The sequence below is a fragment of the Hahella sp. HN01 genome (genome assembly GCF_018986435.1).
GTDB lineage: Bacteria > Pseudomonadota > Gammaproteobacteria > Pseudomonadales > Oleiphilaceae > Hahella.
In genome coordinates this window covers 59316-74649 of record NZ_JAHMIN010000022.1, presented here as the reverse complement: position 1 = coordinate 74649, position 15334 = coordinate 59316, and the positions used below count along the sequence as shown (strand labels likewise).

The following is a 15334-nucleotide window of genomic DNA, read 5'->3' as shown; positions in this document are numbered from 1 at the left end:
CGCTATGCACCGGGTTTCGCTTCAGGCCGCCTATGTGCTGCATAGTCGGCCGTATCGCGAAAGCAGCCAGATTGTCGATTTGCTTACCGAGGCTGATGGTAAAGCTTCCGCTGTTATGAAAGGCGGTGGTCGCAGGAAAGGCGCTTCAAACACACTCCAGCCTTTTACTGAACTGGAGGTTGAGCTGGGAGGGCGCGGCGAACTCAAATCCCTCATTCGTTGCGAGACCACTAACCTCCGTTATCCTCTGGCGGGGGCCGCTCTCTATGCTGGCCTTTATCTCAATGAGTTGTTGCTGAAGCTGCTGCAGCCATTGGAAAGCAGCCGAGAGGTTTTTGACGCTTATAAATCAAGCCTGACATTTTTGTCGCTTCCCCAAACGAATCTTGAGCCCGGATTACGGGAGTTGGAGTTTACGCTGCTTAATGAGCTGGGCTTTGGCGTGGATTTTTGTGTGGAGAGCGCGACAGGGGATGCCGTGAAAAGTAATATTGCTTATCACTTTTCCCTTACCGAAGGCGTTAGTCGAACGCCAGAGCCATACTCAATTGTGATAGAGGGGCGCCATCTGCTTGCAATGGCTGAGCGGGACTGGTCTGTTCCTGGGAGTCTTGCCGCCGCCAAGAAGCTGACGCGTCGTTGCCTAGATGAACTGTTAGGCGGTCGTCCGCTGCACTCCCGGGAGCTGATGCGCAGTTACCTCAAGCTCACCAAGGGCTAACCGCCGCCGAAGTCAAATGCCGCGAAATCCCGGTCTCGCTAGGACTGAGGCGCTGACTGGGTTTGATATTCCCTGAACTCCGTTTGCCAGTCATTTCTGTCTGACCAGTAAAGCACTCTTTCTATCTCTTCAAAGAGCGCGGAAACAGCCGTTTCCAGTGGCTCTACGTCACGCTTTATCTGCCCTTCCAGCTCTGCTGCGGCGTTGCGTAGCAAGGGGACTCCGCAGTAGCGCGTCGCGCCATGCAGGCGGTGAACACGCTCCAGCAGCTCAGACCTGTCCTGTTGCTCCCATGCGCTTTCAATAGACTTGCGCTCTTCCGGTAGATTCTCAAGCAGCATGGAAAATAGCTCTTCCGCTAACCCTTTTTTGCCTCCAGCAAGCGTGACGCAACTGCGAATATCCACACACGGCTCGGTGGCGGCTTTCACTGACGGCTTTATCTTGCCGGGCTCTCGCACAGGCTGTTGGGTCAACAGTGGTTGCGGGGATAGCTGGAAGCCGGTTCTGCGCTCTATAATGCGCTGCAGTTCATCTTCATTAGTGGGTTTTGTGAGGTAGTCGTCAAAGCCGCTCTGTAACAGCTGTTTGCGCTCTTCTGACATCGCGTGCGCGGTGAGGGCGATGATCGGCGTGCGTCGCTTGCCTGCCTCAAACTCACGAATCTTGATTGTGGTTTCCACTCCGTCCATTCCAGGCATTTGCACGTCCATGAAAATTACGTCAAAGCGCTTCTGCTTGGCTTTGGTGAGCGCTTCGTAGCCGCTCATGGCGGTTTCCACCACGGCTCCCAGGTCCAACAGAAAGGCTTCTACCAGTTTGAGGTTGGCGAGGTTGTCATCTACCGCTAATACCAGCGGCTTGCGGCCACTGGTGGCGTTCAGCTGCTTGATGGATATTGCTGAGGGGGCTTCCTCTTCTTCAGAGCGTCCTTCGATCAACCAGCTAAGCGCATTCGCCAGCCGTCGCTGTGACGCCGGCTTGATCAGGAACGTTGAGGCGTCAGTCAATATTGGCGGCTCTTCGTTGCCGGTGTCGATGGTGGGGGTCAGTATTAGCGTGCGGCAGTCGAGTTTATATTCCAGCTTGCGCACGGTCTGCAGGTACGAGTTAGAACGCAAGTGGTGGCGGGTCAGGCCAATAATCGCGACGGCGAAGCCTTCGCCTTTGCGTTGAGCCTCTTCCACCTTGTCCGCCAGATCTTTGATGTTGTCCACCTGCGTGACATTGGAACCCCATTTGTTAAGCGTATGCTCCACCGCCAGTCCGGTTTTTTTCTGGTGTTCAAGATAGATGACTCGCTCGCCCTCGAACAAGCGGTGGTTAAGCTCGTTGTCCGGTTGGTTGGGGGCGATTTCAACAGGAAGCTCGATCCAGAATGTCGACCCTTTGCCCAGTTCGCTCTCTACTCCGATCTGACCGCCCATTTGCTCGGTCAGGCGCCTGGAAATAACCAGACCAAGACCCGTGCCGCCAAAACGCCTTGCCGTTGACGCATCCGCCTGACTGAATGCGCTGAAGAGCGTCTGCTGCTGAACGCGAGAGAGTCCTACGCCGCTGTCTGTGACCGTGATCTTGATGAGCGAGCGCTCGTCGGACTCGTCCTCCAGCATGACGCGCACCACCACTTCGCCGCTTTGAGTGAATTTAATACCGTTGTTGACCAGATTAGTGACGATCTGTTTGATGCGCAGCGGATCGCCCATGATGTGGCTGGGAACATCGGAATAGACGAGTCCCGCCAGATCCAGGTTTTTCTCGTGGGCGCCCGGGGCGAGCATGGTGAGAACGTCTTCCACGATTTCCTGAAGATTGACGGTGGTGTTGTCCAGCACCAGCTTGCCAGCCTCGATTTTCGAGAAGTCGAGGATGTCGTTGATGATCGTCAGCAGGATCTCGGACGACTTCAGGATGGTGTTGAGCTGGTCCCGTTGCTGTGGTCCCAGATTGGATTTCAGAAGAAGATGCGTGAACCCGATGATGCCGTTAAGCGGTGTGCGGATTTCGTGGGACATATTGGCGAGGAACTCGGACTTCACCCGACTGGCTTCGATCGCTTCTTTGCGAGCCATGTCCAATTCAATATTCTGGATTTCTATAGTTTCCAGAGTCTCTCTCAGGTCTTCCGTGGCCTGATCTATATTCTGTTGCATCTCACTGCGGGCCTTGGCGAGAGCTTCCGCCATGGAGTTGATGCCGTCCTGCAGTAAAGCCAGCTCGGGACTTGCTTCTATATAAACACGGGTGTCCAGCTTGCCTTCTTTTATACGAGTAAGCGCTTGCGCCACTTGAGATAGCGGCGAGGTAAGGTCGCGACTTAAACGCAACGCCAGGATAGTGCAGACAATAATCGCGCTGAACACGGCGCTGACAGCAAAGAGAATGGTCCGATATTTGGCGACCTGTGTCGGCGCTCGGGAGACTTCAATGACCGCCCAGCCCAAAATGTTGTCCTGCAGACCATTGGTGGTTTCAGATTCCTGTAAGTTGGCGTCTTCGCTCAGGCTAAGGTCTTGTAAGGTGACCGGCGCGGTGAAGCGCAGCACATCCTCGCTGGAATAAATCGTAAGCTGAGTAGATAAGCTGGCGGGGATTGTATGCTCTTCCTGAATGCGCGGACCGGCATGGGCTAGTATCTGACGCTGGCGTCCGTAAATCGAGACTGAACGAATGTCTTTCTCTTCCAGTACGGCGTTGGTTAACCCAATCAATTGACGACGGTTTCCGGTGAAAACGCCATACTCTGCAGCGTTTGCGAGGTGGCGGGCGGAGTCGGAGCCGCGCTCCAGAAGCACGTCGCTAAGATCGTCCAGGCGTGTAAATACAAAGGCTGCGGACAACGTGAACGCAATAGTAAGCGATGGCGCCAAGGTCAATAAGATGACCTTTACTTTTATTCCCCAACGTTTCATGCAGGGGCCCTTCGGCGGCTTGTAGAGGAGGCGCGGATAAACGGCATATTATGGTATTTATGATATAAAGTGATTTTTATATTAAAAAAGAATATATCGCCACTCTCAGATTATTGCTTATCATGGCCGATGTTCGGCCAATATCAAGTCCGAACGCGGCTATCGACGGAAATGGTTCGATGGCGTAACAGGGACCGGATTTTTGCTCAGGCGACGTCGAGTCATTGTCACAGCGGCGCCGCAGCGGACAAGGACATTTCCGATTCTACAGCTAATTGATTGAATTTAAAAAGAAGCGAACGTTAAAGATGTCATACCCCACGATTGAATCCTACGTTGGAAACACACCGCTTGTTCGATTGCAGAGACTGCCCGGCGACACCAGTAACGTCATTCTGGCGAAACTTGAAGGGAATAATCCAGCGGGATCAGTCAAAGACCGTCCCGCCATGAGCATGATTCAGGAGGCGGAAAATCGGGGCGGCATCCGGCCTGGCGATACGTTGATTGAGGCGACCAGCGGCAATACCGGGATTGCTCTGGCTATGGCTGCAGCGATCAAAGGTTACCGTATGGTCCTGATCATGCCGGCGCATATGAGTGAAGAGCGCCGCGCCGCAATGACCGCCTATGGTGCGGAAATCATCTCTGTATCCAAAGAAGAGGGCATGGAAGGCGCGCGTGACCTCGCCAAGCAAATGGAGTCAGAAGGAAAAGGCAAGGTGCTGGATCAGTTCGCTAACCCGGATAACCCCCTGGCGCACTACAAGACGACGGGCCCGGAAATCTGGCGGCAAACTGATGGCGCTATTACTCACTTCGTCAGCTCCATGGGAACCACCGGCACTATCATGGGGACCTCTCGTTACCTCAAAGAGCGCAATCCGGAGATTCAGATTGTCGGCCTGCAGCCTGCTGATGGCGCATCCATCCCCGGTATTCGTCGCTGGCCGGAAGCGTATCTGCCCAAAATATACCAGCCTGAGTCCGTGGATCTGGTTTTGGATATCGCTCAACAGGAAGCCGAAGAGACCATGCGCGCCCTGGCCCGGGAAGAGGGGATCTTCTGTGGCGTATCTTCCGGCGGCGCCATCGCTGGAGCGTTGCGAATTTCCCGTGAGGTTGAAAATGCGGTGATCGTCGCCATTATCTGTGATCGGGGCGACCGCTACCTGTCTACCGGCGTATTCCGCGGCTAAAGCGGTCGCGCCGGAGCGCGACGCCAAAGCCCTTATATCTGTTGCGGGAGGCCGCTATAATGGCCGGCTTTTTATCCAGATCGGCCCCATAGCCCAGGTTTATAAGCATGTCTCGTCGTAGAAAGAAGTTACCCCAAGAGTCCATTACCTGCGAAATTGAATCTCTCAGTCACGAAGGGCGCGGCGTCTCCCAGAAAGACGGCAAAACCCTGTTTGTCGAAGGCGCATTGCCTGGCGAAACTGTGACTGCGCGATATGTAAACAGTCGTCGCAGCTATGATGAGCTTGCTGTAGAAGAGGTGCTGACGCAGCATCCACAACGCATTGAGCCTGACTGTCAATTCTCAAAACTATGCGGCGGCTGCAGTATGCAGCATGTTGATCTGGGCTTTCAGATCAACCACAAAGAGTCTGTGCTGCTGGATCACCTAAGACATTTTGGCGACCTGAAGCCTGAGCAGGTTGTTCCGCCTCTGGTGGGCGCGGGGCGCGGTTATCGCACAAAAGCGAGACTGGGTGTGCGTTATGTCGCCAAGCGTGATGAAGCCCTGGTCGGCTTCCGCGAGCGCTATAGCAATTTCCTGACCGCCATTGATGAATGCCCGATATTGATCGAGTCCGTCGGCGGCCGAATTCCTGAGCTGAAAGCGCTGATTCGAAGCCTCTCCGGCTATCAGCGCATTCCTCAGATCGAAGTGGCGGCGGGCGATGATGTTTGCGCCTTGGTAATTCGTCATATGGACCCGCTTACTGAAGATGATTTGCAAAAACTGATCGCTTTCTCCGAGCAAACCGGGTTGGCAATCTATTTGCAACCGAAAGGTCCCGATACCGTCGCCAAATTGTGGCCGAAAGATGGCCAGGAACTGCTCAGCTATCAACTGAGCGACTATGATTTGACGATGCAGTTCCATCCAATGGACTTTACTCAGGTCAATCGCGATATCAACCGTCGGATGTTGGCGCAGGCCCTGGAATGGCTGCAGCCGCAGGCGGGCGAGACTATCCTTGACCTGTTTTGCGGACTGGGTAACTTCACTCTGCCTATTGCCCGCACGGCGGCGCATGTTGTGGGTGTAGAGGGCAGCGAAGATATGGTGCGTCGAGGCTACGCCAATGCGGAACTCAACGGCGTCAGCAACGTAGAGTTTCATGCAGCGGACCTGCATCTTCCCTTGGCTCCGGTTAATGAGGCGAAGCATGCATGGCTGCGCACTTATGACAAAGTTCTGCTGGATCCGCCGCGCTCTGGCGCGGAAGAGTTAGCGAAGCAAATGACCCGTTTTGGGGCGAAGCGAATTGTTTATGTGTCCTGTAACCCCGCTACTTTGGCGCGGGACGCCGGCATTCTGGCGGCGCAGGGATACAAGCTGATCAAGGCCGGGGTAATGGATATGTTCCCGCATACGGCCCATGTCGAGTCAATGGCCTTATTCGAGAAAGCGTAAGACCGTTACTCAGAAAATAAGAGAGTCTGGCGAAAGGCGTCACTATGGTTAAAGTTCGCGAAGATTATCCTTTGGCTCAGGACGGGTCAGTTGATATCAACGGTTGGATTGACCGTTTACAGCAACAGGTTGAACTGGAGGATGTGGCGTCGTTTCGTCGCGCCTGCCTGCTGGCGAAAGAGATCGAATCAGAGGCTGTGCGCGCCGGAAATCTTTGGTCGGAAGGCTCCAGCAGCTTTCTGACCGGTTTGGAAATGACGCAGATTCTGTCAGAGCTGCAGCTGGATACGCCCAGCTTGATTGCGGCTGTGCTTTACCGCGCAGTGCGTGAAGGCAAGCTCTCCCTTGTCAGAGTGAACGAAGAGTTTGGCGAAGAAGTCTCCAAATTGATTGAAGGCGTTTCGCAGATGGCGGCGATTTCCAGCCTGCGTCATCCTATTCAGGGTAGCGTGCTGGGGCAGACTCAAACTCAGGTGGACAACATTCGCCGCATGCTTGTCACCATGATCGACGACGTGCGCGTGGCTTTGATTAAGCTGGCCGAGCGAACCTGCGCCATTCGAGACGTAAAAAACGCAGGGTCCGACAAACGCCACCGCGTCGCCAGAGAAGTTTTCGATATTTACGCGCCGTTGGCGCACCGCTTGGGGATTGGTTATCTGAAGTGGGAGCTGGAAGATTTGTCTTTCCGCTATCTGCATGAGACCGCCTATAAGAAGATCGCCAAGTTGCTGGACGAGCGCCGCCTGGATCGGCAGAAGTTTATTGAAGAGGCGCTCTCCGCTTTGCGTCAGGAGCTGGAAGCCAGTGGCATCAAAGCGGAGCTTTCCGGTCGGGCCAAGCACATTTACAGCATATGGCGCAAAATGCATCGTAAGGGGATCGACTTTTCGCAAGTCTATGATATCCGCGCCATCCGTATTCTGGTTCCCAGCATTCGCGACTGCTACTCCGCCTTAGGGGTGGTGCATGCGTTGTGGCGCCACATTCCCCATGAGTTTGACGACTATATCGCCAACCCGAAGCAAAACGGGTATCAATCTTTGCACACAGCAGTAGTGGGTCCTTCCGGGAAAATCATGGAGGTGCAGATCCGCACGCAAAAAATGCATGAAGAAGCGGAGCTGGGCGTCTGTGCGCATTGGCTATATAAAGGCACGGATACACAGCAGAAATCTCACGGTTACGAGCAGAAAATCGCCTGGCTTCGGCAAGTGCTCGAGTGGCAGGACGAACTGGGAAGCAAGACTTCGGAGCTTGTTGATCAGTGGCGCAACGACATTGTCAGCGACCGCATCTACGTATTCACTCCAGACGGGCATGTTATTGATTTGCCAGCAGGATCGACGCCTATTGATTTCGCCTACAAGGTGCATACGGAAATCGGGCACGCTTGCCGGGGCGCTAAGATTCACGGCCGAATCGTACCGCTTAACTACAAGTTGAAAACCGGCGATCAGGTGCAGATTCTGACCTCGAATCAGGCTCGCCCCAGTCGCGACTGGCTTAACTCGGATCTGGGCTATGCCAATACTTCCAGAGCGCGGGCGAAAATCACCCATTGGTTTAAGCTGCAGGATCGCGATCAAAATGTCGAAGAAGGGCGCGATATCCTGCAAGGTGTGTTGAAACGTCTGTCATTAGAGCAGCTGGACTTCGACGATCTAGCGCAAAAAGTAAACTATCCTTCCGCGGAAGACATGTTCGCCGCTATCGGCGCCGGCGATCTCAAGCCGATGCAGGTGGCCCATACGGCGCAGAACATGTTGGAGCCGCGGGATGAACAGCTGTCGCTGCATCTACGCGCTGCACAGGAAAGCGCTAAGTCTTCCGATGTTCACATCCGTGGCGTCGGTAACCTGATGACTCAGATGGCGAACTGCTGTAAGCCCGCCCCGGGCGACCCCATCGTCGGCTATATCACTATTGGCCGGGGTGTTTCCATTCACCGACAAGATTGTATCAACGCGCTGCAGTTACAGACGGTCGAACCCAATCGCATGATAGAAGTAAGTTGGGGCGATACCGAGTACACCTATCCTGTGGATGTGGTTATTAATGCTTATGACCGCCCCGGACTATTGCGGGATATCACCTTGTTGCTGGCGAATGAGAAGATCAACGTGACCGCCGCATTGACAAATACTGACAAGAATCAGAGTACCGCGGATATTCGTCTGACCGTGGAAGTAACTTCCATCGATGTATTGGGCCGCATGTTCGACCGTATTCGGAGGCTGCCCAACATTATCGATGCGCGCCGCGCCAAGCCGGGAGAAGGGTGATGAGCGAGAAAGACAAGAGCGTCCAATACACTCTGGAAGATCTTTTATATTTGATGCGCCGCCTGCGGGACCCGAAGGATGGCTGTCCCTGGGATTTGAAGCAGGACTTTGCATCCATCGTTCCGTTCACCATAGAAGAAACCTATGAAGTAGCGGATGCGATTGAGCGCGAAGATTGGCCGCACTTGCGTGATGAACTGGGGGATTTGCTGTTTCAGGCGGTTTTCTATTCACAACTGGCGCAAGAGAAAGACTTGTTTCAATGGCCGGATATTGTGGATGGCGTCGTGCGTAAACTGTTGCGCCGTCATCCTCATGTATTTCCCGATGGAACCCTGGAAAGCCGTTTGGCTCCAGGGGAAACTATCAGCGAAGAACAGATTAAGGCCAATTGGGAGCGTATTAAGCAGCAGGAACGAGAGCTGAAGAAGCAGGGCGAAGTGCAAGAGACGACAGCGCCCTCAAGTGTATTGGCGGATATTCCCAACGCCATGCCTGCGTTGCAGCGAGCGCAAAAGCTGCAGAAGCGAGCATCGTTGCATGGCTTTGACTGGCCGGAAATCAACCCTGTTCTCGACAAGATCCATGAAGAAATAGATGAGCTACGCCACGAGCTGGCGGCGCCGGTTCTAGATCAGGATAAGCTGGAAGATGAGTTGGGAGATGTGCTTTTTTGCTGCGTGAATCTGGCGCGATTCGTTAAGGCTGATCCCGAGGCGGCTTTGCGCAGGGCTAACGCCAAATTCGTCAGGCGATTTTCTCGCATCGAGTCGCTACTGCAAGAGCAGGGCAAGACCCTGGACGACGCGTCGTTGCAGGAAATGGACTTGCTCTGGGATAAAGCTAAAGAAGAAGGCCTATAAAGCAAGATGCGCGCTGTCTGCGCGCATCTTTGAATACGGTTAGCTATTGGCCGCTTTCAGCTCTTGCTTGAGTAGGCTGATGTACTTCTTGCTCAACTGCAAAAATCTGGGCGTTGGGCCGACATCTTCGTACATGGGGTCGCCCATTTCATCTTCCGCCACTACTTTGACTCCCTGCACATAAGGAAAGCTGCTTTCCAGCTCATCCAGCGCGGCGGACAGGAGTTCGCTAATGATTTCTTCCTGACTGCGAAGCGGGTACATTTCTGCAAGGGCTGCGACTCTGGCTGCGTCTTCTATGCGCAGACGCAGGGGATATTCCTTGTTCGTAAGACGAACGTTGGCGGTGTTTTCCCAGTTTTGTACGAGAGCGTTAATTTTCATAAAGCGGCCTATGTAAAACAAACGACATCAATTTCAGTCTAGGAGGCCCCCAATAATCGGGCCATAAGAGCATGTACGTAGCGGCCTGAGAAGGTGGCCGAACGTGACGCGGGCGGTTCCGCGGGGGTTATATTCAGTTTAGACCGTATACGGCGGGGCGGCTTCCGAAGCGGATGAATGGTGAGACAACCACGACGGGGGGTGCTATTGTTCTAGTTCGGAATTTTTCGATATTTCACTGAGTTATAGTTAAGAAAAAGCGATTGCAACAAAACGTCAACGAAGAAAAGACTTTTGAAAAAGCGGCGGAGTAAGAGAAATGATGAAGGAATTGCATCCAGAGCTGAGAGAAAACGTACGCCTTCTGGGAGAGTTGTTGGGACAGAGCATCCGCTACCACCTTGGCGACGAAATATTCAATAAAATCGAGAAAATCCGTATCGCCGCAAAAGCAGACCGCAATGCGGAAATCAGCCAGAGAAAGCAGCTGAAAGAGGTGCTTTCGGGCTTGAATGATGAGGAACTGGCGCCGGTTGCAAGAGCGTTCAACCAGTTTCTAAACCTTACCAATATCGCTGAGCAATATCATATTGTAAGGCGTCGGGCGCCCGCCAGCGAACTGGTCGATAACCGCCTGGACACTATCGAAGTCGTGTTTGACCGCCTTATTGGCCAAGGCGTCAGTAAAGATAAATTCTTCGCGCAACTGGCGGACTTGAATCTGGAGTTCGTGCTGACGGCGCACCCCACTGAAATTACCCGTCGCACTTTGATTCAGAAATATGACCAGATTTCTGAGTGTCTTGAATCCCTGGACCGTAGCGACTTGCTGGACGAAGAGTACGCCAAGATTGTTGAGCGTCTGCGTCGCCTTATCACCGAAGCCTGGCATACGGATGAGATCCGTTATGAGCGTCCCACCGCAGTGGATGAGGCTAAGTGGGGCTTCGCCGTGATAGAGAACTCGTTATGGCAGGCGGTGCCGGATTTCATGCGTCAGATGGACGCCGCTCTACAGGAGCGTTTTGGTGAAGGGCTGCCGATTAATGTGAATCCCGTGCGGTTTGCATCCTGGATGGGAGGGGACAGGGACGGTAATCCCAATGTCACCTCAGAGGTTACTCGCGAAGTCTTTTTGTTGAGTCGTTGGATGGCGGCGGACCTGTATTTGCGTGATATCGAGGCATTGCGCTCAGAACTATCTATGACTGCGTGTAATGGCGAGCTGGCGCGTGCTTCGGGGCAGAGCCGTGAGCCATACCGGAAGATTCTCGCCAAGTTGCGCAGCCGGTTGGAGGCGACAAGGGTCTGGGCCGCTGAGGCACTGGACTCCACGAAAAAGCCTTCCGCTGATGTATTGCTGAATAATGCGGAGCTGATTGAGCCGTTAATGGTGTGCTATCGCTCGCTGCGGGACTGCGGTATGGAAGTTATCGCCAACGGGCCGCTACTGGATGTCATTCGTCGGGCGCAATGTTTCGGTCTGCAATTGGTGAGACTGGATATCCGACAGGACTCCGAGCGTCACAGCGACGTTATGAAGGAAATATGCGCTTACCTCGATATTGGCGATTACTCGCAATGGACGGAAGAAGAGAAACAGGCGTTTTTGATTCGGGAACTGGAGGGGCGGCGTCCGCTACTTCCCAAAGAATGGCCCGCGTCTGCAGAAGCCAAGGAGGTCCTGGATACCTGCAAGGTTGTAGCGATGCAACCTCCAGAAGGACTGGCTTCCTATGTTATCTCCATGGCGAGCGACCCATCCGATGTGCTGGCGGTAATTCTATTACTGCGTGAGAGCGGCATGCGCCATCGTATTCCGATTGCGCCGCTGTTTGAGACCCTGAGCGACTTGCAAGGCGCAGCGGATAGCATTGGTCGTTTGCTGGACCTTCCATGGTATCGGGAGTACATCGGCGGTAAACAAGAGGTCATGATCGGCTATTCGGATTCCGCCAAGGATGCGGGGCAGATGGCGGCGGCCTGGGCTCAGTATCAGGCGCAGGAGGCGCTGGTCAAAGTGGCCGCGAAGCACGATGTGAAACTGACGCTTTTCCACGGTCGTGGTGGAACGGTCGGTCGTGGCGGCGGACCTGCTAACCGAGCCATTTTGTCACAACCGCCAGGTTCCGTTGCGGGTAACTTCAGGATTACCGAACAAGGTGAAATGATCCGCTTTAAGTTCGGGCAACCCAAGGTCGCCAAACAGAGCTTTAATCTCTACCTCGGCGCGGTATTGGAGGCTTCCTTGGTGCCGCCGCCTCAGCCTGAGCCTGCTTGGCGCGAGATGATGGACAAGTTATCCGGACTGGCGGTGAACTCCTATCGCGAAGTGGTGCGTGAACGTCCAGGTTTCGTCGAGTATTTTCGTTCCGCGACGCCGGAGCAGGAGTTGGGTAAGCTGGCGTTAGGCAGCCGTCCTGCGCGTCGTAAGGCGTCTGGCGGCGTTGAAAGTCTGCGCGCGATTCCATGGATTTTCGCCTGGACGCAAATGCGACTGATGTTGCCTGCCTGGTTGGGTAGCGATACCGCACTGCAAACCGCAGTAGACGATGGCGGCGCCGATACGTTGAAAGCGATGCTGACCGGGTGGCCATTCTTTGAGACACATGTGGACATGCTGGAAATGGTGTTGTCCAAAGTCGACCCGGAGATTGCGCGCTTTTATGAGGAGCGTCTGGTTAAGCCCGAGCTGCATCCATTGGGGGATGAGTTGCGTCGCCGGGCGGGGTGCGCCGTGCGCTTGATCAATGAGCTGAAAGGGCAGGATGAACTGTTGCTGGATAACCCTGTCTTCATGCATTCTCTGCAGGTCCGTAACCCCTATACGGACCCGCTGCACTACTTACAGGTAGAGCTATTGGTGCGTGATCGGGCTGAGGGCGAGACCAACAAGGAAACGGTTGAAAAAGCGCTCAAAGTTACGATGGCGGGCGTCGCCGCCGGTATGCGTAATACCGGTTAATCCCGCCGCCGACCCGGCGTCGCCGGGTCGGTTACCAAACTCCAACATTGCGCAACGCAAGCTTACCTTTGCATGTGATTCATATCACGCACATCCCCTCAACCACATATAAACTAAACTATTATTTGTACTCATTTAGTAGAACGGGGGAAGTGTGCCGCTTGCATCCAGAGTTATGCAGTATCTGAATCGGCAGGGAGTGCCGTATCAACAGATACACCATGATCGCGCAGGCAATATCGACGCTGCTTTGAAGGCGGCTGAGGTGTTGCCTGATTGTGTGGCGGTTGCGGAAATCCTAGTGGACGCCAAAGGCGTCGTGATGGCGATCACCGAATTCGGGACGCAAATGAACCTGGATGCCCTCAATGGCGCGATTCGGCGCAACCTGCAGCGCCTTACCGGCCGACAGGCGGATCGCCTTTTCCGGGACTGCGAACCCGGCTCACATCCCCCCATCGCCAACGCTTATGGCGTTCATGCCGTATGCGATGAGCGTCTGTTCGCCAAGGAACAGATATATATTCAGTCAGGGTGTCATAACACTTTACTGCGCTTGGATCGCGAAAGCTTTCAGAGAGTGATGAGTAGTGCTATAAAACTTAAGCAAGGTTGTTGCGAGGCGCAGGCAATGAATCCTTTATCATCAGATACTCCAGAAAGTCCCGATGTAGGCGAAGCCAACGCTGAGCGCGTGGCGGAGCGACTGAAGCGTCTTTACAAGTTGCCGCCGATGCCAACGGTTGCGACGCGGATACTGCAGGCCACCTCAGATCCAGACGCGACGGCAGGCGAATTGGCGGCGATTATTGAGCAGGACCCCAGCCTTGCGGCGCAGATTATGCGACAGGCCCGCTCGGCGTTGTACGGATACAGAGGTAAGCTGGAAAGCGTCAAAGATGCGGTGATGCGCGTCCTTGGATTTGAGCGCGTCAGTCAGTTGGCGCTGTCTATTTCCGCCAGTAAGGCTTTTGATTTACCCAATGAAGGCCCGCTTGGCATCGTGTGTTTCTGGCGACATGCGCTGCATGTTTCCCTGTTGGCGCAGCGTCTGGCTTTTCACGTGCCGGATGAACGCATCAATCCATCGCTGGCGTATTTGACCGGGTTGCTGCATAACTTTGGTATTTTGCTTCTGGGGCATTTGTTCCGCCCCGAATACACCATGCTCAATAAACTTGCGGAAGCGGACCCGATGACTGAGTTGGCCGTGTTGGAAAAGCAAGTGCTTGGCATGGGCGGCGCCAAGGAGCTGGTCGGTTTGGGGCATGGGATGCTGGGCTCCATTTTGTTGGAGCATTGGCGGTTGCCGAAGGAAGTTTCCATGACCGCAGCAGGGCATCAGGTCAAAGATTATCACGGCCCTTATGAGGATTATGTCTTGCTGATTCAGTTGTCTAACTGCTTGCTCAAAGAGCTTGAGTTGGGCGACGATCAAGTTCCAGATGATCCGGTGTACTACGCCAAGCGTCTGGATATGCAGCCTGAGATCGTATTTGAAGTGTTTGAACAACTGAAGCAATCCAGCGATTCACTGAATCAACTGGCCTCCCAGATGGGGTAGATCCGCCAAGGAGCCGCCGCACGGGCGGCTTTATCGAGATTGGCGCTTCAGGTTGCCTGCCTATATCCGTATAATTCAGCTCTTTGCTAATCTTCCCTACAATGTGCAGCGTCTCTAATCGGATGTGTATTGTCGCCGGAATCGCGGGGAAATGCGATTAGAATCAATGTGTTGAGAGTGGTCTCACAGAAGGCCATGATGGAACTCGACAATAATAACTCGTCGACAGACTGCTGCGTCGGCCTGTAGCCGGCGCAAGCGCACAGGAATTTGTTGCTTGGATCAGGAGTGTAATTGGTATGAGAATTATTTTGTTGGGCGCACCCGGCGCCGGAAAGGGCACGCAAGCGCAGAATATTATGAAGAAATTCGGGATACCCCAGATTTCCACTGGCGACATGCTGCGCGCTGCGGTAAAAGCAGGCTCTCCTCTGGGCCTGAAAGTGAAAGAGGTCATGGCGTCGGGCGGATTGGTGTCAGATGAAACCATTATCGCGCTGGTCAAAGACCGCATTAAAGAAGACGATTGCGCCAACGGTTTCCTGTTTGACGGCTTTCCTCGCACAATTCCGCAAGCGGAAGCGCTGCGTGAAGCCGGTGTAAAAATTGATAATGTCGTAGAAATCGCCGTAGATGATCAAGAAATCATCAAGCGTTTGAGCGGACGTCGCGTACATGAAGCGAGCGGTCGCGTTTATCACGTCGACTACAACCCACCCAAGGTGGAAGGTAAGGACGACGTTACCGGCGAACCACTGGTTCAGCGTGAAGACGATAAAGAAGAAACTGTGCGTAAGCGTTTGGAAGTTTACCATTCTCAAACCGCGCCTCTGGTCGATTACTACCGCAACTGGGCGGAGAAGGATGCGGACGCTGCGCCTGAATATCTGCGCGTTGAAGGCGTTGGCTCAGTAGACGAAATTCGTGACCGTGTCTTCGCTGGTCTGTAGAATAATACTTATATCTTCATCTTCGGGCGGCGCTGTTCTGCGC

General features: G+C 54.0%; 10 protein-coding genes. 8 read left to right on the top strand and 2 right to left on the bottom strand.

All coding sequences use genetic code 11. From position 1 onward, the window contains the following. Nucleotides 1-4: 4 nt before the first annotated feature. On the top strand, nt 5-721 hold the full coding sequence (recO, locus tag KP814_RS20295; protein WP_216738481.1) for a DNA repair protein RecO: 717 nt from the start codon (nt 5-7) through the stop codon (nt 719-721). Nucleotides 722-759: 38 nt separating this feature from the next. Here the strand turns inward: recO and KP814_RS20290 are convergent, their stop codons facing one another. Then, nucleotides 760-3633, bottom strand: coding sequence for a response regulator (locus tag KP814_RS20290; RefSeq protein ID WP_216738480.1), 2874 nt, complete (start codon nt 3631-3633; stop codon nt 760-762). A gap of 308 nt (nt 3634-3941) precedes the next feature. On the opposite strand from KP814_RS20290, the gene cysM reads away from it, so the two are divergent. From cysM to mazG, 4 genes are all read left to right on the top strand, one after another. Continuing rightward, entirely contained in the window at nt 3942-4832 is an 891-nt protein-coding gene (cysM, locus tag KP814_RS20285; protein ID WP_216738479.1) for a cysteine synthase CysM, read from the top strand. 107 nt (nt 4833-4939) lie between these two features. Further along, a complete protein-coding gene (gene rlmD, locus KP814_RS20280) occupies nt 4940-6280 on the top strand; it encodes a 23S rRNA (uracil(1939)-C(5))-methyltransferase RlmD (protein WP_216738478.1) in 1341 nt (446 codons plus the stop codon). Between the two features lie 44 nt (nt 6281-6324). Then, nucleotides 6325-8565 (top strand): GTP diphosphokinase, encoded by a 2241-nt coding sequence (gene relA / locus KP814_RS20275; protein ID WP_216738477.1) that lies wholly within the window; start codon nt 6325-6327, stop codon nt 8563-8565. Then, a complete protein-coding gene (mazG, locus tag KP814_RS20270; RefSeq protein ID WP_216738476.1) occupies nt 8565-9428 on the top strand; it encodes a nucleoside triphosphate pyrophosphohydrolase in 864 nt (287 codons plus the stop codon). The genes relA and mazG overlap by 1 nt, the downstream gene beginning before the upstream one ends. Before the next feature lie 39 nt (nt 9429-9467). Here the strand turns inward: mazG and KP814_RS20265 are convergent, their stop codons facing one another. Next, entirely contained in the window at nt 9468-9812 is a 345-nt protein-coding gene (locus tag KP814_RS20265; RefSeq protein ID WP_216738475.1) for a type 1 pili tip component, read from the bottom strand. A gap of 319 nt (nt 9813-10131) precedes the next feature. Here KP814_RS20265 and ppc point away from each other — a divergent pair, with 319 nt between their 5' ends. From ppc to adk, 3 genes are all read left to right on the top strand, one after another. Further along, nucleotides 10132-12777, top strand: a complete 2646-nt coding sequence (gene ppc / locus KP814_RS20260) for a phosphoenolpyruvate carboxylase (protein ID WP_216738474.1) — start codon at nt 10132-10134, stop codon at nt 12775-12777. Between the two features lie 175 nt (nt 12778-12952). Continuing rightward, nucleotides 12953-14341 carry an HDOD domain-containing protein gene (locus KP814_RS20255; protein ID WP_253938508.1) on the top strand — a complete coding sequence of 463 codons (1389 nt, stop codon included), beginning with the start codon at nt 12953-12955 and terminating at the stop codon, nt 14339-14341. Nucleotides 14342-14640: 299 nt separating this feature from the next. Next, nucleotides 14641-15291 carry an adenylate kinase gene (adk, locus tag KP814_RS20250; protein WP_216738472.1) on the top strand — a complete coding sequence of 217 codons (651 nt, stop codon included), beginning with the start codon at nt 14641-14643 and terminating at the stop codon, nt 15289-15291. Nucleotides 15292-15334 lie beyond the last annotated feature (43 nt).